The 19102-nt window shown below is 52.6% G+C and carries 19 protein-coding genes; 12 read left to right on the forward strand and 7 right to left on the reverse strand.

What is annotated here, in order from left to right:
* The first annotated feature begins 49 nt into the window (after positions 1–49).
* The gene (locus V0288_RS02090; protein WP_332863347.1) at positions 50–3115 is read left to right on the forward strand and encodes an efflux RND transporter permease subunit; all 3066 of its coding nucleotides are present in this window, start codon (positions 50–52) and stop codon (positions 3113–3115) included.
* A 64-nt stretch (positions 3116–3179) separates the two neighbouring features.
* Here the strand turns inward: V0288_RS02090 and V0288_RS02095 are convergent, their stop codons facing one another.
* From V0288_RS02095 to efp, 3 genes are all read right to left on the reverse strand, one after another.
* On the reverse strand, positions 3180–3404 hold the full coding sequence (locus tag V0288_RS02095) for a DUF433 domain-containing protein (protein ID WP_332863348.1): 225 nt from the start codon (positions 3402–3404) through the stop codon (positions 3180–3182).
* Positions 3405–3501: 97 nt separating this feature from the next.
* Positions 3502–3990 (reverse strand): acetyl-CoA carboxylase biotin carboxyl carrier protein, encoded by a 489-nt coding sequence (gene accB, locus V0288_RS02100; RefSeq protein ID WP_332863349.1) that lies wholly within the window; start codon positions 3988–3990, stop codon positions 3502–3504.
* 85 nt (positions 3991–4075) lie between these two features.
* Complete coding sequence (efp, locus tag V0288_RS02105) at positions 4076–4633, reverse strand: elongation factor P (RefSeq protein ID WP_332863350.1); 558 nt, start codon at positions 4631–4633, stop codon at positions 4076–4078.
* Positions 4634–4636: 3 nt separating this feature from the next.
* Between efp and V0288_RS02110 the strand changes: the two genes are divergently transcribed.
* From V0288_RS02110 to V0288_RS02140, 7 genes are all read left to right on the forward strand, one after another.
* Entirely contained in the window at positions 4637–4792 is a 156-nt protein-coding gene (locus V0288_RS02110) for a hypothetical protein (RefSeq protein ID WP_332863351.1), read from the forward strand.
* Between the two features lie 65 nt (positions 4793–4857).
* Positions 4858–5973, forward strand: a complete 1116-nt coding sequence (locus tag V0288_RS02115) for a peptidylprolyl isomerase (RefSeq protein ID WP_332863352.1) — start codon at positions 4858–4860, stop codon at positions 5971–5973.
* A gap of 103 nt (positions 5974–6076) precedes the next feature.
* Positions 6077–7054 (forward strand): DNA (cytosine-5-)-methyltransferase, encoded by a 978-nt coding sequence (gene dcm, locus V0288_RS02120; protein WP_332863353.1) that lies wholly within the window; start codon positions 6077–6079, stop codon positions 7052–7054.
* Positions 7055–7397: 343 nt separating this feature from the next.
* On the forward strand, positions 7398–8234 hold the full coding sequence (locus tag V0288_RS02125; protein ID WP_332863354.1) for a Tic22 family protein: 837 nt from the start codon (positions 7398–7400) through the stop codon (positions 8232–8234).
* Between the two features lie 5 nt (positions 8235–8239).
* Entirely contained in the window at positions 8240–9124 is an 885-nt protein-coding gene (gene prmC / locus V0288_RS02130) for a peptide chain release factor N(5)-glutamine methyltransferase (RefSeq protein ID WP_332863355.1), read from the forward strand.
* 238 nt (positions 9125–9362) lie between these two features.
* Positions 9363–9488 carry a hypothetical protein gene (locus V0288_RS02135; RefSeq protein ID WP_332863356.1) on the forward strand — a complete coding sequence of 42 codons (126 nt, stop codon included), beginning with the start codon at positions 9363–9365 and terminating at the stop codon, positions 9486–9488.
* Between the two features lie 98 nt (positions 9489–9586).
* A complete protein-coding gene (locus V0288_RS02140) occupies positions 9587–10399 on the forward strand; it encodes a sensor histidine kinase (RefSeq protein ID WP_332863357.1) in 813 nt (270 codons plus the stop codon).
* Here the strand turns inward: V0288_RS02140 and V0288_RS02145 are convergent.
* On the reverse strand, positions 10332–10802 hold the full coding sequence (locus V0288_RS02145; protein WP_332863358.1) for a GNAT family N-acetyltransferase: 471 nt from the start codon (positions 10800–10802) through the stop codon (positions 10332–10334). The two genes, V0288_RS02140 and V0288_RS02145, sit on opposite strands and share 68 nt — an antisense overlap.
* Before the next feature lie 233 nt (positions 10803–11035).
* Between V0288_RS02145 and speB the strand changes: the two genes are divergently transcribed.
* On the forward strand, positions 11036–11932 hold the full coding sequence (gene speB, locus V0288_RS02150; protein WP_332863359.1) for an agmatinase: 897 nt from the start codon (positions 11036–11038) through the stop codon (positions 11930–11932).
* Positions 11933–12002: 70 nt separating this feature from the next.
* On the opposite strand, the gene V0288_RS02155 is transcribed toward speB, so the two are convergent.
* Together V0288_RS02155 and V0288_RS02160 are read right to left on the reverse strand one after the other, a co-directional pair.
* The gene (locus V0288_RS02155; RefSeq protein WP_332863360.1) at positions 12003–12404 is read right to left on the reverse strand and encodes a hypothetical protein; all 402 of its coding nucleotides are present in this window, start codon (positions 12402–12404) and stop codon (positions 12003–12005) included.
* A gap of 483 nt (positions 12405–12887) precedes the next feature.
* Positions 12888–16244 (reverse strand): AAA-like domain-containing protein, encoded by a 3357-nt coding sequence (locus V0288_RS02160; RefSeq protein WP_332863361.1) that lies wholly within the window; start codon positions 16242–16244, stop codon positions 12888–12890.
* 107 nt (positions 16245–16351) lie between these two features.
* On the opposite strand from V0288_RS02160, the gene V0288_RS02165 reads away from it, so the two are divergent.
* From V0288_RS02165 to gap, 3 genes are all read left to right on the forward strand, one after another.
* On the forward strand, positions 16352–16681 hold the full coding sequence (locus tag V0288_RS02165; RefSeq protein WP_332863362.1) for a hypothetical protein: 330 nt from the start codon (positions 16352–16354) through the stop codon (positions 16679–16681).
* Positions 16682–16849: 168 nt separating this feature from the next.
* Entirely contained in the window at positions 16850–17050 is a 201-nt protein-coding gene (locus V0288_RS02170; protein ID WP_332863363.1) for a hypothetical protein, read from the forward strand.
* 464 nt (positions 17051–17514) lie between these two features.
* On the forward strand, positions 17515–18549 hold the full coding sequence (gene gap / locus V0288_RS02175; protein WP_332863364.1) for a type I glyceraldehyde-3-phosphate dehydrogenase: 1035 nt from the start codon (positions 17515–17517) through the stop codon (positions 18547–18549).
* A 306-nt stretch (positions 18550–18855) separates the two neighbouring features.
* Here gap and V0288_RS02180 read toward each other — a convergent pair.
* A partial coding sequence (locus tag V0288_RS02180) for a hypothetical protein (RefSeq protein ID WP_332863365.1) occupies positions 18856–19102 on the reverse strand: 247 nt, incomplete at its 5' end.

A 19102-nucleotide genomic window follows, 5' to 3' on the forward strand; every position in this document is an offset into this window, starting at 1 on the left:
CTCACCTCCCCCATCTCCCTCATCTCCCCCCGTCCCATTCCCCGAAACCATGTCTTTCAACATCTCCAGTTGGTCTATAAAAAATCCGATCGCCACGATCACGATCTCCCTCGTCATGGCGTTGGCGGGATATATGTCCTTTCTCGGACTGGGGATCGATCGAACGCCGAATATCGATATCCCCGCGGTGATCGTCACCGTCACGCGACCCGGCGCGGGGCCGGAGGAATTGGAAACCCAAGTGACCAAGAAAGTCGAGGACGCGGTGGCGGCCTTGGGGAATATCGATCAGATTACTTCTAGCGTGAACGAGGGAAGTAGTACCACCACCGTTAACTTCGTACTGGGAACCGATAGCGATCGGGCGACCAACGACGTGCGGAACGCTATCGCCCAGATCCGGCAGGATTTGCCGCAGGACGCGAACGAACCGATCGTCCAGCGCCTGGAGTTCGCCGGGGGATCGGTAATGACTTACACGGTCTCCTCGGATAAACGATCGATCGCCGAGTTGAGCGATATCGTCGATCGACAGATCGCGCGCGCGTTAACCGGGGTTTCGGGAGTGGCGAGAGTCGATCGGGTGGGAGGGGTCGATCGGGAAATCCGCGTCGATCTCGATCCGAGTCGCCTCTTAGCCTACGGACTGACCGCCACGGGAGTCAACGACCAGATCCGTAACTTTAATATTAATTTACCCGGCGGACGTTCCGAGATCGGCGGCGCGGAACAAACTGTTCGCACCCTAGGAAGCGCGGAAACCGTCGAAGATCTGCGAAATTATCGAATTATTCTGCCTAACGGCGATACCGTTCCTCTAGGCGACCTGGGAACCGTCAGCGACGCTTCTAGCGACCCGAGACAAGCCGCCTTTCTCGACGGGAAACCGGTCGTCGGTTTCTCCATCCTGCGCGGGACGGGAAGCACCCTCGTCACCGTGGAAAAAGCCGTTCGCGAGGAAATCGAGAATATTAAGAAAAATCTCCCGAAAGATATTCAATTTCAATTAATTTTTACCCGCGCCGACTCGATCCGGGAAAGTTACGAGGGATTACTGGGCGATCTGATCACCGGTTGTATCATGACGGTGATCACGGTGGGGTTATTTTTACGGAACTGGCGCGCCACGGTGATCACCGGATTAGCGTTACCCCTGTCGATTTTCCCGACTTTCTGGGTAATGCAGAGCTTGAATTATACCCTTAACGGGATGACCTTACTGGCGTTGGCGTTGGCGTTGGGGAACCTCGTCGATGACGCGGTGTGTATGGTGGAGGACATCGACCAACATCTCGCGATGGGGAAAAAACCCTTTCAGGCGGCCTTTGACGCGTCGCGGGAGATCGGGTTGGCGGTATTGGCGAGCGCGGCGGCGATTATGGCGGTATTTCTGCCCGTGGCGTTTATGGGCGGCGTACCGGGGCAGTTTTTCCAGCCTTTCGGCGTGACGGTGGCGGTATCGACGCTATTTTCCAGCCTGATCGCGGTGACGATGACCCCGATGTTAAGCGCGTATTTATTCAAACCGAAGAAAAATACGAGTTTAGCGAATCCGAATCCTTCTTCCCGTCCCCGTTTCCATCCCTACCGGAGTCTTTTAAGCTGGGCGTTACGGCATCGGATTATTACCTTACTCGTCGCGCTGGCGTTTTTTATCGGTAGTTTGCAATTGGTGCCGTTAATTCCCAAAGGGTTGTTTAGTTCGGGCGATACGGGCTTGAGTACGGTGAATATCGAACTTCCTCCCGGCGCGAGATTGGAGGATACGATCGCCGTTTCCAAGCGAGTCAACGATTTACTCCAAAAAAATCCCGCCGTCGATAACGTTTTAGCGATTCCCGGCGACGGGGGCAAGGTAAACACCGGCTTGATGTACGTGAATCTCGTCCCCAAGGAGAAGCGATCGATCTCGCAACGGGAATTTGAAGAAGAAATGAGAAAAGAGTTTCAGGAGATCCCCGGCGCGCGGGTGACATTTCGGGCGGGAGGCGGCGCTGGAAGCTCGAAAGACGTGGCGATCGTCCTAAAAAGCGAGAACGGGCCGCTTCTGACGGAAACGGCGCGGGCGATCGAACGGGAAATGCGCGCCCTACCGGGGTTTGTCGAGGTGAGTTCCGGGGTGAGTCTGGTGAGACCGGAGATTATTATTCAGCCCGATCCCGTTCGGGCGGCGGAACAGGGGGTATCGGTACGCTCGATCGCCCGGACGGCCTCCCTCGCACTGATCGGCGATAATGACTCGAATCTGGCGAAATTTAACCTCAGCGATCGCCAGATCCCGATCCGGGTGAAAATCGCCTCGGAAGGACGGAGCGAGATCGAAACCCTGCAAAATCTCCGGGTTCCGAGCGATGATGGTCGCTTAGTCCCGCTCGGTTCCGTTGCCTCGCTCCGTCTCGGTAGCGGCCCCGCGGAGATCCAACGGTTCGATCGTCAGCGTCAGGTGAATATCGGCGCGAATCTGGAGGGGGTTTCCCTCGGGACGGCGATCGGTCAGATCCGTTCCCTACCCGCGATGAAATCCCTCCCCCCGGAAGTGACGGAAGAACCTTTCGGCGACGCGCGGATCATGCGGGATATTTTCAGTCGTTTCCTCGGCGCGCTGACTCTGGCGATTATCTCGATTTACGGGATTCTGGTGTTGTTATACAGCAATTTCCTCTATCCGTTGGCGATTTTGACCTCTCTACCCCTATCGATCGGCGGGACGCTGATCGCGTTGTTAATCACCCAGAAGGAACTGGGTTTATACGCGCTGATCGGGATCGTGTTGTTGATGGGATTAGTGACGAAAAACGCGATTTTATTAGTGGATTTCGCGCTCGCCGCGATTAAGGAGGGAACGCCGAGATTCAAGGCGGTTCTAGAGTCGGGAGTATCGCGATTACGCCCGATTATCATGACTTCCGTATCGACGATCGCCGGGATGATCCCGATCGCCCTCGCGTTGGGGGCCGACGGCGAGATCCGCGCCCCGATGGCGATCGCGGTGATCGGCGGCTTCACCACGTCCACGCTATTAACCCTCGTGGTCGTTCCCGTGATCTTCACCTATATCGATAGTTTCTATCGCTGGTTCAAGGGGTTATTTACCCGTCGTCAACGAACCGTATAACGGGAGGCGGAAGGAAAATCTACCGCTATATATTTAGGAGTTAACCGAACGTCAATCCAAATTTTCATGCCGTCAAGCGGGGGAAGTCAGTACGTCGCGCGGCAAAGAGCAGGCAAGCTTGGATATCTTCAAGCTCCAAATCGGGAAAATCCGCTAGAATCTCATCGGTACTGACATTTTCGGCCAGCATTTCTAAAATATCGCTCACTCGAATTCTCATACCTCGAATGCAAGGACGACCCCCGCACTGTCCGGGGATCTGGGTAATTCGATCGAGTAAATTATTCATAGGGTGATTTCGTGGATTCTTCGATCGATGTCCTAATGGTAGTATTCGAGACCGGGTAATCGTAAGAGAATCGAGCCTTTCTTTTTCTACTCCCTACTTACTCCGGATTCACCCACATTAACGTTTGACCGAATTCGACCGGTTCGCCGTTGCTGACCGCGATCTCGACGATCTGACCGGCGATTTCCGCCTCGATCTCGTTCATCAGCTTCATCGCTTCGATAATACATACGGTCTGACCGACCCGGACGCGCTCGTTCACTTCCACGAAGGGCGCTTCATCCGGGGCCGGGGCGCGGTAAAAGGTTCCCACCATCGGCGAGGTGATCGCCACCCATTTTTTATCGACGGGGGAGGGGGCCGGTTCCGGGGTCGGGGCCGGGGGAGGGGCGGCCGGGGTAACAACGGGCGCGACGGCGGGAGGAGCGGAAACCGCCACGGGAGGGGCGATCGACACGATCGGGGGATTCACGCTTCCCTTGCGGATCGTTAGCTCGAAATCCTCGCTTTTCAGGATAAATTCCCCGATATCCGTCCCCGCGATCGCGTTCAGCAGTTCTTTCAGTTCGTTGTAATTAATCGTCACCGCTCCTACCTATCCCCACTGGCAAAAATTTTGCGTTAGCTGTCATTTTTTTTTCTTGACAACTAACTCGTTATATGATATAGACCTATTCCCGTCCTAGATAGGAACCGTCGCGGGTGTCGATCTTGATCCGCTCCCCGATCGAGATAAACAGGGGAACCATGACCTGGGCGCCGGTCTCGACGATCGCCGGTTTCGTGCCGCCGGTGGCCGTGTCTCCCTTGACTCCCGGATCGGTATCGGTCACTTCCAGAATTACCGAGGTGGGCAGTTCCACGTCCAGGATCTGGTCGTTCCAGAAGAGAATATTGGCTTCCATGCCTTCTTTGAGGTATTTCGCTCGATCGCCCATCTGTTGCGGGGTCAGGGTCGCTTCCTCGAAGCTTTCCATGTCCATGAAGATGAAACTATCGCCCTCTTTGTAGGTGTGTTGCATGGTGCGCTTCTCGATCGTCGCCGAGGGGACGGTTTCCCCCGCGCGGAAGGTGCGATCGACCACCTTGCCGGACTGCACGTTTTTTAACGTGGTTCGCACGAAGGCCGATCCCTTCCCCGGCTTTACGTGTAGGAATTCCACCACCCGCCACACCGAGCCATCTATCTCGATCGTGGTACCGCTCCGAAAATCGTTACTCGAAATCATGAAATGCTGTTCAGGCCAAGAAAGGTCAACTTCACCATTGTACAGGCAACCGGGACGATCGATACAGCCGGGGAAGGGGAGGGAAGAGAGTCCGGGAAAATTTCCCGTTCGATCGCCCGTTTAATATTGACGCGCTCGATCGAACCGCGGGTCTATTGACAAGGGTTCCGCTCGCGGCCTACAAGTAGTTTGGATAGCTGTGGCCATTCAGGGAAAAACCATTCATGAAACCGATCACGAAATCGCGGGAACGAGGCAAATTTTTACTGAAAAATAGCTTGGCGCTCGCCGTGGCGCTCTTTTTCTGGCTCGCGTCGAGCGCGCTCCACACTCCGAGCGCGTCCGCTGTCCTGGCCCAAGGGGACGCTGTGACCGATCCGGCGGCCATTTTACGGAACGCGCTCCCGATCGAGAATAAACCGGTTCGCAAGGTTCAGGAATCGATCGAGGATATCGCCAAGAATCTCCGGGGTAAACGCTGGAGTACGGTGAAAAAAGATGTGAAAGACGCGAATTACACCCTAACCACGAAAAGCGCGGACATTCTCGCGAGTGTACCGGACGATCGCAAAACGAGGGGAGAGGCGCTGATCGAACAGCTCAAAGCGGGAGTCGTGGAACTCGATACGGCCGTAGAAGCGAAAGATAAAGAGTTCGTACAGGCGAAACGACGGGAAATTCTCAACGAGATCACCGATTTAGAAGAATTAATGGTCGTCGGTTTTCCCTTTGAAACCCCCCCCGAATACTCGAATCTACCGCGACTCGAAGGACGCGCGACGGTGGAAATCAAAACCACCAAAGGCGATATGACGGTAGTGGTCGATGGCTATAGCGCCCCGATTAACGCGGGAAATTTCGTGGATTTGGTGCAGAGGGGTTTTTATGACGGTTTGCCCTTTATCCGGAGCGAGGATAATTTCGTGGTTCAAAACGGTGATCCCGCGGGGCCAGAAGATGGCTTTATCGACCCGAAAACGAAACAGTATCGATCGATTCCTTTAGAAATGCTCCTCCGAGGCGAAGAGGAACCGACTTACGGTAATACCCTGGAAGAATTGGGAATTTATTTACCCGATCTCGTCCTGCCGTTTAACGCGTTCGGTGCGGTCGCGCTCGCCCGTCCGGACACGAATCCTAACGGGGGATCGAGTCAATTTTTCTTCTTCAAGTTCGATAACGAGTTAACCCCTCCCGGATTTAATCTGATGGACGGTCGTTATTCGGTTTTCGGTTATCTGGTACAGGGAAAAGAAGTTCTCGAAGAACTCACCGACAAAGATAAAATTATCTCGGCGAAAGTCACGCGAGGATTGAATAATCTCGTACAACCGAGTTAAGTTTTTTTAACTCGTGTTCCAATTACGGTGGGCATTGCCCGCCTTTTTTATGGGAAGGAACGCGGTAGGATAGGAAAAAGAGAAATCACGGTTTTACGACTCGATGGAAAATCAAGCGGCTATTCGGTTTATCGATCTTTTTTGCGGGTTGGGAGGGTTCCGGATCGCGATCGATCGAGTCTGCCGGGATCGGGGATTACAAGCGGAATGCGTGTTTTCTAGCGATATCGACGCGGACGTTCAGAAGATCTATCACGCGAATTTCGGAGAGATACCGCGGGGAGATATTACGAAAATTCCCGCGGTCGAGATTCCCGATCACGATATTTTATTCGCGGGTTTTCCCTGTCAGCCGTTTAGTATTTGCGGGGATTTAAAGGGATTCGAGGACACGCGGGGAACGTTATTTTTCGACATCGCCCGCATTCTACAAGCGAAACAACCGAAGGCTTTCGTGCTAGAGAATGTCAAGCAATTGCGGGGACATCAAGGGGGGAAAACATTAGCGGTTATTCTCGATACTTTGAAAGAGTTGGGGTATTATACAGATTATCGAGTTTTAAACGCTCTAGATTTCGGAGTTCCGCAAAAACGCGAGCGGATTTTTATCGTGGGTTTTCGAGAACCTAAAAATTTTATCTGGCCGAAAGAATCGATTCCGATGAAGCCTTTGGCGGAAATTTTAGAAAGGGAAGTCTCTGAGTTTTATTTCGCGTCCGATCGCATTCGGGAAAGTCGTTCTCTCAAGCGCGAGGGAAAAAAACGATACGAGGAAGTGACGATCTGGCACGAGAATAAGGGAGGGAATATTAGCGCGTATCCCTATTCCTGCGCGTTACGGGCGGGCGCGTCGTATAATTATTTATTGGTAGATGGAAAGCGGCGGTTAACGGAACGGGAAATGTTACGCTTACAGGGTTTTCCCGATTCCTATCAGATTGTCGGTAGCTATCAGGCGATGCGGAAACTCGCGGGAAATAGTGTCGCGGTTCCCTGCGTTGTCGCGGTAATCGACGCGGTTTTTAACGCTTTCCGGGAAGCTCGATCGAGTCTTGAATCCCGGTGTTTTACGCTCACCTAATTCAATCTTGAATTTCGGTGGGTTACGCCACGCGAACACACCCCACGATTTCCCTTGTCTGATTGTTCCGTTCGGTCACGCGCCGGGCGATCGCTCGGGACGCGGCTTCGGCGATCGATTCTGCCGCGAGGCTATAATAAGGCTTTCCCGCGCTTGACAGAATCCGGATCGTCTCCCCTCTACCCCGAAATTCGATCGATGTCCTGTATGATGGTTCAAAAGAAAAGGTCAAGGAACTTTCGATCGAGATCGTTCATCGAGAAACCCTTGAGGGGGAATTCTATAGAAAACGTCTACAGTAACGGCGAGTATTGACCCTATCACTCTCACGAGGAAAATTTTTATGAAATCTTTAATTCGTTGGACGGCCACTGTCGGATTAGTCGGTAGCACTTTCCTCGGTTCCCTGTTCGGAACCTACTCCAAAGCGCTCGCTCTGCCCGAAGACCAGATCGTGAAAACCCTACAGGCGGTTCCCGTGTTCACTATCGCGGACGATCAGGGAGTCCCGATTATCGCCGTCGGGGAAAAAGATCAGAAAGTGACGGGAGTATTTATCAGCCAACAGGACGCGCAAAACTTTTTCGATCGACTGAAAAAAGAAAATCCCCAACTCGCCAGCAAAGTAAAGGTTCGTCCCGTCTCCCTCGCTCAAGTTTATAAACTGCAAGCCAGTCAAGCCGAAGCGAGTAAATTGACGGTCGATTTCGTCCCGAAAGCGTCGGAAGTCGAATCGGCCAAAAAAATCCTGACCGATCGAGGACAGCAATATCAGGGCGGCGTTCCTCTCTTTATTCCGAAAGCGGGTAAAGAAGGCAATTTCATCGTCGTTAATCGCGATAATCAAGAATTTATTCCCTTTTTCTTCGAGCAGGCGACCGCTTTACAGATGTTAGAGCAGTACAAGAAAGCGAATCCCGCGGATGCCGCCACCGCGAAGCTCGATGTGGTTCCCCTGGAGAGCGTGATCGCCACTCTCAAACAGAGCGACGATCAAGCGTTAACGAAAATTCTCCTCTATCCCACGCAAGAAACCCTGAATTTCATGCGCGCCAACGCTCCCGCTCAAAATACCCCTAATTCCACCCAGAATCGCCCGGCCTCGACCCAACCGCGACCGAATACCCCGGCTAATAATACCCCGGCTAATAACCGTCCCGCTCCCTCCCCGAATCGATAAGTACCGTGTCCGCGACGATTTCCGGCCCCGAGTTGAGTCAGTGGCGCGAGCGGGCGATCGAGTCCCTCGCCGGTACGGATATACCCCCGATCGAGATCGATCGATTCCTCCGGGGAGTCAGCGATCTCGATAGTCTTTCCCTGCGCCTCGGTTCGTTTCGAGAGCGGGAATCGATCGCCCTACGCTATCCCCTCGCGGAGATCGATCGACGTTGGCGGGCCCGTGTCGAACAACGCTGTCCCCTACAATATCTCCTCGAATCGGTGGAATGGCGAGATTTTAGCCTAAAAGTCTCGCCCTCCGTCCTGATTCCCCGTCCGGAAACGGAAGGGCTGATCGATCTCCTGCTAGAACGGGTAAATCTCCAAGATACGGGGGATTGGGTCGATCTGGGAACGGGAAGCGGGGCGATAGCGATCGGCATGGCCAAAGTATTGACAAAAGCGACGATTCATGCTATAGACACCAGCGAAGAAGCCTTAGCGATCGCCCGAGAAAATGTCGTGACCGCGGGGCTGAGAGCGCGAATTTACCTGTACCGGGGTTCCTGGTGGACTCCGGTGGAGTTTTTACGGGGAAAAGTGAGCGGGATGGTGTCTAATCCCCCCTATATCCCCACCGGCGAACTCGCGGGACTCCAGCCGGAGGTGATCGCCCACGAACCGCGACTGGCGCTCGATGGTGGCGAGGACGGATTGAACGCCATCCGTTACCTGATCGATACCGCTCCCGATTATCTGCGTTCCGGGGGGATCTGGCTGATCGAGATGATGGCCGGTCAGGGGGAAAGCGTGGCGCGACTGCTGGAACAACGGGGAGAGTACGAGAGAATTGAAATTATCGCCGATCTGGCCGGGTTCGATCGCTACGCGCTGGCCTATCGCGTGTAAAGGGTAGGGGAGGCAGGAGGCAGGAGGCAGGAGAAGAATTAAAGAGATTATTCGGAATAATAACGTTTTAAATGTCTGTTTCTCACTGAATAGTATTGAAAGTATAACTTTTTAAGTTAAATCGAACTTTGGATTCTCACTGTTGCCGGGGACGGGGATGAACTAGCGTTCACGAGCGAGGATGAAAAGAAATTTTCCGAACCGGTTGACTCTTTTTAGAAAGCGTCTTAGAAAAACCGTGATAGAGCGAATTTTACCCGCTATTTCTCCCGAAAACGCGGGGGGAACGAATCCCCTATCCTTGCCCGTCCGATCTAGAGGGCTGTCTAGCGGACAGGACACGATCGACGCGCGGGTACAATAGATCGACCCGTTGAACGATCGGGGAAAAGATCGTCGATCGCCCGCGGGATAATTTCTCTCGATCGATAACCGTGAGAGTGGGGGGTGTTTTCTAGGAATATGGACGATATAGACGCTTTAAAACGGGAGATCCTGCAAAATAAACTCGCCTATCAATCCGCGCTCGCCCTAGCGCGTTGGAAAAGCGGTTTTCTCGGGCGTACCGCTCACGAATTGCGCTCGCCCCTGAGCAGTTTGCTCGGATTGCATCAACTCATTCTCGCCGATCTGTGCGAGAGTCCCGAGGAGGAACGGGAATTTATCGATCGAGCCTACCGCTCGGCCCGGAAACTCCTCGTCCTGCTCGACGAACTCATCACGATCTCGAAATTGGAGTCGGGAAATATTCCCGTCGAACGGCAACCGATTTCTCTCGCGGAACTGTTTGAAGATCTCGAACGGTTCACGCGTCTACCGGCCGGCAATCGGAATCTAGCGATCGAAATTCTCGCGCCCGCCCCGGAAATAACGATTCTCTCGGATTTCCGCTGGTTATCGAACGCGTTAATCATGGTGATCGACGCGGCGATCGATCGGTGCGCGCGGGGAACGATCCGCTTCACCGGGGAAAGTTCCGACGGGGACACCGTACAGATCTCGATCGAGCTTCCCTGTCCCGTGACGATCTGGCAGGAGAAACCGGAAAACCCGCTCTCGGAGACGGAGGAAGAAGCTTTCGCGCGCTTCAGTGAATCTCCCTCTTTATCCCCCGGTTTCCGGTGGGAAATGGCGCGGAATATCCTCGCGATACTCGACGGAGAGATCGAGTATCGAGAGATCCCCGATCCGAAAGGAGGGGAACCGATCACGCGGATCGATTGCTCTCTACCTCGATCGGGTGACACGACAGCGGTTCCGACGGATAGCGATTGAATAAAACCATCGTCGTGCTTTGATTTTCCTCGAAACCGACGCGCTCGTAAAATTTCTGTTGGTTGGTGGTCATCAAATAGACGCGCTCGACCCGGTTGACGCGGGGATGGGCGATCACCGTCTCGACCAACTTACGACCTAATCCCGCTCCCTGATAGTCCGGATGCACGATCACGTCCCAGATCGTCGCTCGATAAATGCCGTCGGAGGTCGCCCGCGCGTGGCCGATCAACTGTTCTTCATTCCAGACGGTGATCACGGGATCGCTGTAGAGGATGGCGGTTTCTAGGTCTTCGATCGAGCGATCGCGCGCCCAGAAAGCGGTTACATTGAATAAAGCTCGCAATTGCAAGAGATCGATACAGGTTTTGTCGTCGCGAAACCGAATATGACTGCAATCCATTGTTCAAACTTTCCCCTAACGTGAAGAGATCGATCGGCTGGCGAGGGCGAGATACTACCCCGAATAACGCTCCGATGGCGATAGCCATTCTTTTCAAATTGTAACGAAATTTACGACTTTCCCCGAAAGGCGAGCGCGGTTTATTCGGGTTTTCTGACAGGAAACACGGCGATCGAGTCCCGGAAAGCGCGTGTTATGATAACGAGTCGGACTGAATTTCGGGAAAAGTATCGATGTTATTGCAATCTCCTCCTACCGTCGAACAATTTTTAGGTTCGGAAGCGATCTCTTCTTACGAGACGGCGCGCGCGGTGATTTTACCGATTCCTTACGAGGCGACCACCACCTATCGCAAGGGGTGCGAGACGGGGCCGGACGCGGCGATCGAGGCTTCCCAACAGTTAGAAGCTTACGACGAGGAATTGCGAAGAGAGACCTGTATCGAGGTGGGTATCTACACCCGCGAGGCGATCGCCGATACCCGTCGTCATCCCGACCTGACCGCGGAGGAAATGTTAGATATCACCACGGAAACGGTCTCTAAGTTAATCGCGGACGGGAAATTCGTCGTGGCGATCGGGGGGGAACACGCGATCACCACGGGAGTCGTGCGGGCTTACTTACAAACTTTACAAGAACCGTTCACCGTGGTGCAGATCGACGCTCACGGGGATATGCGGGACGAGTACGAGGGATCGCGCCATAATCACGCTTGCGTGATGCGACGGGTGCTAGAAATGGGATTACCGACCCTTCCCGTGGGAATTCGGGCGATATGCAAGGAAGAGGCGGAATTGATCCGGGAACAAGAAATTCCCGTTTTCTGGGATCGGGAGATCGATCGCTCCCCGGACTGGATCGAGAGAGCGATCGCCTCGATCCGGACCGAAAAGGTTTTTATCACCATCGACGTGGACGGGATCGATCCCGCGTTGATCCCCGGCGTGGGAACCCCGGAACCGGGCGGGCTGGGCTGGAATGAAACCCTCCGTTTCCTGCGTCGCGTCTTCCAAAGCAAGGAGGTGATCGGTTGTGACGTGATGGAACTCGCGCCGATCGCCGATTCCGTCGTCTCCGAGTTCACCACCGCGAAGTTAATCTATAAATTAATCGGTTATCGGTTTAGTTAGGCGGTTTCGGGCGATTTTGGCCGGGGCGAAGCGGATCGCCCCGGAGCGTTCGATCGGGACTCGGGCCCGATCAAATCTCGATCGTGTACTCCTGGCCGCGATATTTACGGACGATCGTTCGTCGGGGTGTCGGGGCCGGTTCGATCGCCGGGGGAGGGGCGATCGTCTCCGTATTTTCCCGCTCCGAGAATATCGCGATATCGGGCGGTATCGATGGAGAATCTAACAAAACCTCGGGCTTTTTCGGCTCTTCTTTCCAAACAGTTATATAAAGAGCGGTTTCCACGATAAAACTTTTTATATCGTCTTTTCGATATTCTTCGACGATTTTTAAAGCTTCATCCTTAAACCGCTTGGGAAAATCGCGATCTCTCCGAAAAGTACCCGAGAAACAGTTAATTTGTAAACTCGTTTTCACGACCTCGGGTTCGATCCCCTCCTCTTGAAGAGCCTCTACCGTGTAAACTGTCATAGCTCGTTCTCTTTTTGAATAACATTTTGACTATCCGGCGCGGATGCTTTTTATAGTGAATCTTATTATAGATCTCGGGTCGGTAACTTCTGTAGGGTAAAATACGATTTCGCGATTGCCGGGCGATTTTTTTCGCGGCCGCGTGTTCTGGAAAACAATCGAAAATCCGTCATCTACCTTTCGGGGTAAGGAGTCCGTCCCCGTTGCCACGTTCATCGAGACTTTTTTTATCGGAGAGTTCTGGAGATCTTACCCATCGTTTCCCGCTCCCGATCGCGCGATCGGAGAAGTTTTTAAAGGGCGGATGTTTGGGCAGAATTGATGATTGAAATTACCCAAAATTGGAAACTGATAATTAGTTCCTTAAGTCGTTAAAAAAGCGATTGACCGCGGATTTTGGAGAGACGCGGTACATTCCCTTCCCGCCTTTTGCCTAAAACCCGGGAAAGCGTACCCCGTATCCCCGAAAAAAGCTATATCCAATTATTTTCCGCCGTTCTCGCGCGGTCGGTTTTTTGGAAAACTTTGACAATCCCGGACTTTTTCCCACTCGTCCGGGTGAGTGGCGAGATAATCTTTCAGCCAGACGCATCCTCTGACGAGGAGTTTTTCTAAGTAGTGATCCGGGGATTCCACGGGCCAGGTGATGACCCGTCCGTCGCGGGAAACGATCGAGATTTCCCGTCCGTCGGGCCGGAAAGCGATCGCGAAGACGATATCCCCGGCGATTTTATATTCCGCGAGCAAATTTCCCCGCGTGTCCCAATTTCTCGCGGTTCCATCGCGGGAGATCGTGGCGATCTGTCGGCCGTCCGGACTAAAACTAACGCCGTAAATCGGAAAGGAATCTCTAGTGAGAGCTTGGACCGAGTTGTCCGCTGTATCGCGTATTTTCACCGTTCCTCGCGAGGCCGAGGCGATTTTTTTCCCGTCCGGGGAGAGGGCGATATCGTAAATAATATTCGTATCCGCGCGGAAGGAATCGATCGAGCGCGGGGGATCGCTCTGCCAGTCCCAACGTTGCACCCGTCCATCACTCGATCCTGTGACCAGTTGCCGACTATCGGGGGTGAACGCGACACTATACAGGGGAACCGGACTCGCGAGAAACTCGGTTCGCGATTTTCCCTGTCGGTTCCAGATTTTGACCTTTCCTTTCCGACCGACCGCGGCGATGGCGCGACCGTCCGGACTAAAAGCCAGACTGTAAATCGAGGACATTTCCGAGGGGAAAGAATGGAGGGTTTTCCCGCGCGAGTCGAGTAGGGAAATCTGGCCGTCTTTGGTGGCGATCGCTACGGTGGAACCGATCGGATCGATACCGACCGCGCTATTATCGGTATTATTGTGAGAATTTGTCTCTAAATTGCCGGTATCCCAAATCCGAGCCGTTCGATCGCTCGATCCGGTGACGACACGTTTTCCGTCTTGAGCGATCGCGACATCGAAAATCGATTCCTGATGACCTCGGAGGGTGGCGAGTTCCTTCCCTCGCGGACTCCACAGTTTCGCGGTCCCGTCACTAGACGCGGTGGCGATAAATTTCCCGGTCGGACTGAAAGTAACGTTATTGATGTAATCCTGATGACCGACGAGGGAAGCTTGTAATTTTCCGTTATTATCCCAAATTTTCACCGTTTTATCCTTGTTCGCCCCCGCGATCAGTTTTCCGTCGGGACTAAAACTCACGCTATAAAACGCGTCAATATTTTCCCGACCCAAACTCCATAATAATTTTCCCGCTAGATCCCATACTTTAATCGTCCCATCCCGAGACGCGGTAGCGATCGTCCGACCGTCGGGACTAAAACTCGCGTCGTCCACCGATTTTTGATGTCCTCGGAAGGTGTGCAGTAACTTTCCCTGTAGATTCCATAATTTCGCCGTCCCATCGCGGGAGGTCGTGACCAAAGTTCGACCGTCGGGACTAAAGTTGACGCTATAAACGGATCTTTCGTGTCCTGGTAGGGTCGCGAGAATCCGTCCCTGTAAATCCTGGATTCTCGCCGTTTTATCCTCGGAAGCGGTGGCGATTCTCTCTCCGTCCGGACTGAAAGCCACGCTATAAACCGCCCCTTGATGGGATTTTAGAGTATTAATCAATTTACCCTGTCGATCCCAGAGTTTAACGGTTCCATCCTCGGACGCGGTGGCGATTGTTTTCCCGTCCGGACTAATGCTAACACTATAGATCGTTCCCTGATGACCTTCTAGTTGATTTTTCTCTTGAATATTATCTAATATCTGTTGTAGGGCGATCATCGGGCTAGTGGCGGGATATTCGACGAACTCCCGACCGTCGCGAACGATGTTTTGTAACTCGATTCCCGCTTGTAACGCGGAAACTAAGGATTCGATCGATTCCACCTGGAACTGTCGTAAAGCGGTATCGCCGTCGCGTTGTAATCGAATACCGGTTCTCGCTTCCTCTACTTTGTCCCAAGCTTGTTGTACCTGAAATAATGCTAGAGACGCGCCGAGTATAGAAACGAGGAGAACCGCGGAACCGATCTGGATTCTCCGCTTGGCTTTCCGGTTAGCGATCGCCAGAATTTTATTCGCTTTCCGTTCGGTTTCTAAATGGATTTCCGCTTCCCGTTTATCGAGGTTCTGACTGGCGGTAAGAAATTGATAATCGAGATCGCTCAGACTTTTTCCCCGCGACCAATCGAGGGCGTTCTGTAGGGTTTGACCGCGTAAAAGGGTCGATTCGTCGGTATAATTCGATTCTTTCCAAGCCTCGATCGCTTTCGAGTAGGGACGCAGTTTATCGAGTTCCCGTTTGACCCATTCGGGGTTAAAAATCGCCCGGTAGATCGGGTTATACACGAATAAACGACCGTCTTTTTTTACGACCAATCCCGTCAGACGTAACTCGGATTGTTCGGGACTATCATCGTACTCGATCGAGCCGTTTTCGAGAATTCTTTGATAGATGCCTAATAAACGTCCCGCTTTCCGTTCGTTCCGCAGGAGTCGATCGGCGATCGTTCTAAAGTGAACCGGTTCGTCTTTCGATTCCCAATTGTGAATGATATTTTCCCGAATAATGGATTCCACGTCGGGATCGATCGAGTCAGTATCGAGAATTAACTGACAGATTTTCTGGGTTAAAAAAGGTTGTCCTCCCGTCCAATCTAGAATATCCCCGATAATTTTTCTCGGTTCGTTTACCTTGTCTTGAAATCCGTTCTCTAACGGTTTCACCTCGTCTAGGGTGAATCCGGTCAGTTCGATCGCCTCGCCGATATTAAAAGAGGTCTGGGTTTTCTCGCGGATCAGATCCGAGGGGGTCGCCACCCCGAAAAGCGCGAAAGTAATTCTTTCATAATCGGAATTTTCCGCCCGTTGGTTGTAACAGTATCGGATCAGCGAAAAAAAGTCATCTAGAGAGAACTTTAAACTTAGAATTTTATCGATCTCGTCGATAAAGATGAAAATCCGCCCCGACACATAAACTAATAAAACCTCTTCGATAAACTGGCCTAATCTCTGGACGGGGGATAAATTCTCGCGATCTTTCAGCCACGTTTTGATATTGATTTTCCCCGTTAGGTTAAATCCCAGAAATAATCGCGTGATCACCCCGTTGTACCATTTGGATAAATTATCATCGCTCCCGATACTGGTTATATCCACCGAGGCGCAAGCCATCCCCATTTCCTGTAAAGCGTGGGTGACGCGGACTCGCGAACTCGATTTCCCCATCTGACGGCAGTTAAAAACGTAGCAAAATTTACCGTCTTTCAGCGCGTTCAGGAGATCTCGATCGGCTTTCCGCTCGACGTAGGTAGGATGATTGTGGGCGAGACTGCCCCCGACTCGGTATTGATAATTCATTATCCTCTCGCGTAGAGATTTCAATCTTGAAAGCGTCCGGAAGATAGACAGATAGAGAAGAGAGTTTTTATAATGCTAGGAAACCTCATCTTTTTCTATCCTGAATTATGAAAGCTAAATCTTTACTCTCCTCCCTCGCCGTTGCCGGCGGCCTTTTCCTCGCCACCCTCGATGTAGCCGGCGCCTCCGCCTGCCCCTTCGCCAAAAATAAAGGTGTTCTCGGCGCGAATCTTCTCGATTTTAGCAAAGTTGCCCTCTCCGTCGGTGTTATCACGGCCGCGCTAGGTACGGCGGGAGCTATCACCTCTCGCGCTCGCCAAGCGGGGAAACCGGATACCGGCGAGGAAATGGCGATTCCCTCGGCTTTCCCGATTATCGTCCCCCCGGACGCGTTAGCCTCTAGCGTGGAAGAAGCCGAAACCACGAGATTATATTAAATATTTCCGCTTTTTCGGAAAGGCGTTGGAAATTTCTCCTAGAATGGAGCGATAACGCCTTTTCGAGTCCCGCCATTCTATCCCGTCGGGCAGATTGTGTCGGAGGTATCAGAATTCGCCCGATTATTACGGTATTTTAATAGAGGAACCAGTTAACCAAGAGGAATAATGGCTAACGTCACCAAGACTTCAAATCTCCCGATCGCTGACGATCATCACGTTTGGGAACATCTAAAACACGCGATCGCCTCCAGTTCCGGCTTCCAACGCTGGCAGGAAGAACAATTAGAGAATGGACAGGTAAGAGACGATCTAGAACAGAAAGTTTGTTCCTATCTCCGCGAAACCCTAGAAACCCTCGCGTATTAATCGGAATTTTCCCGAATGTTCCTAGAAATCTCTAGGAATATTTTTGTTTGACGGCTCGATCGCTTATTTTCTCTAGATGACGGTAGTAGTGTTCTGGAGTTCGATCGAGTGTCGGCTATCCGTACTCGGTAATTAGAAAATCCTTTGCTGTTTCCCTTCCCCGCGGTGAATCGCGACGGTATCCGCGCGAGATCGAATCACGCTTTTTCTGTCCGATCGAATTTCAAGCTCCGTTCCCTGCGGTTTTCGCTACACCCTACCGCCTGTTGTTGACTCCCGCGCCGTATTTTCTTAAATTTTTCCGATCCTTACCCGTGTCGATCGAGGGTCGCCTATAGGATAGGGGAGGGTTTCCCCCCGACTTCCCCCGCGGGAAGAAAGCGATCGCGAAACCGAATCTCCCGATTTCGCCGGTCGTCACGGCCCGCGCGAATCGATCGAACCTTTCAGATAAGGAGTTTTTCATGGCTACAGTTAAAGTCGGTATTAACGGTTTCGGACGGATCGGCCGCCTCGTGTTTCGGGCCGGTATCCATAACCCCGACTTCGAGTTTGTCGGTATTAACGACCTCGTGCCTCCCGACAGCATCGCCTATCTACTCAAATACGACTCGACTCACGGACGCTTCAACGGAACCGTCGAGGCTAGGGAAGACGGGATCGTTGTAGACGGCAAATTTATCCCCTGCCACTCGATTAAAGATCCCGCGCAATTGCCCTGGGGTAAGGACGGCGCGGATTACATCGTCGAATCTACCGGACTATTTACTACCTACGAGGGCGCGTCCAAGCATTTAGAAGCCGGCGCGAAACGGGTACTGATCTCGGCGCCGACGAAAGATCCCGATCGAGTCCGCACGATCGTTGTCGGGGTCAACGATAACGACTACGATCCCGCGAAAGATACGATCGTTTCTAACGCCAGTTGTACTACCAACTGTCTCGCGCCGGTCACGAAGGTGATCAACGATAATTTCGGTCTCGCCGAGGGACTGATGACCACGGTACACGCGATGACCGCCACGCAACCCACCGTGGACGGGCCGAGTAAAAAAGACTGGCGCGGCGGTCGCGGCGCGAGTCAGAATATTATCCCGGCTTCCACCGGCGCGGCGAAGGCGGTGACGTTGGTGATTCCCTCGCTGAAAGGGAAATTAACCGGGATGGCTTTCCGCGTTCCCACCCCGAATGTTTCGGTGGTCGATCTCACGTTTAAAACCGAGAAAGCTACCAGTTACGAGGAGATCTGCGCGGCGGTCAAAGCGGCCAGCGAGGGCGCGATGAAAGGGATTCTCGGGTATACCGACGAGGAAGTGGTTTCTAGCGATTTCCTGACCGATCCGCGTTCGAGTATTTTCGACGCGAAGGCGGGGATTCAATTAAACGCCAATTTCTTTAAAGTGGTCTCTTGGTACGATAACGAGTGGGGCTACTCGAATCGGATGCTGGATCTGATGAAAATTATGGCCGCGAAAGAAGCGTCTTTAGTGAGCGCCTAAGTTTTCTAGTTCGCGTTGGCGATCGAACGTTTTTTCGTCCTCTTTCTGATAAATCCCTCTTTAGGTAGGGGGATTTTTATTTGGGGGTTTTCTGGATTCGATCGCGCGATCGTCGGAAGGTTATTCCCTTGACTCGAACCATCCATCGGGAAACCCGTCAACATCTTCTACTAAAAAATCCCCGTACACCCAAACGCGGGCGTTCTGATAGAGACCGCTCAGGAGAGACTTGGGACGACCGATTTCGTACCACGGTTGAAGATCGGAATCTAGTTCGCAAAAACCGACCCAAGAATGTCCTTCTTGCTATAATTCTTCCGCTTTGACGAGGATTGCCGCCAATATCGCCAGATCGAAGGGTTCTAGAAAAATGTCCGACGCGCCGATCGAAACCTGTCTTTCCAGCATGGTTTCGGAAAGTGAAAAGACTTTGATAGAGGAATTTCTCGCTAACTCGTTCAATCGATCGGGAACTTGTTTCAATTCGTTTTTGACCGAACTACAGCCTTTCTCAGATAGATGAGGTACAGTAGCAACAGTGTGCGAACCAATT

The organism is Pannus brasiliensis CCIBt3594 (assembly GCF_036688125.1).
Lineage (GTDB): Bacteria > Cyanobacteriota > Cyanobacteriia > Cyanobacteriales > Microcystaceae > Pannus > Pannus brasiliensis.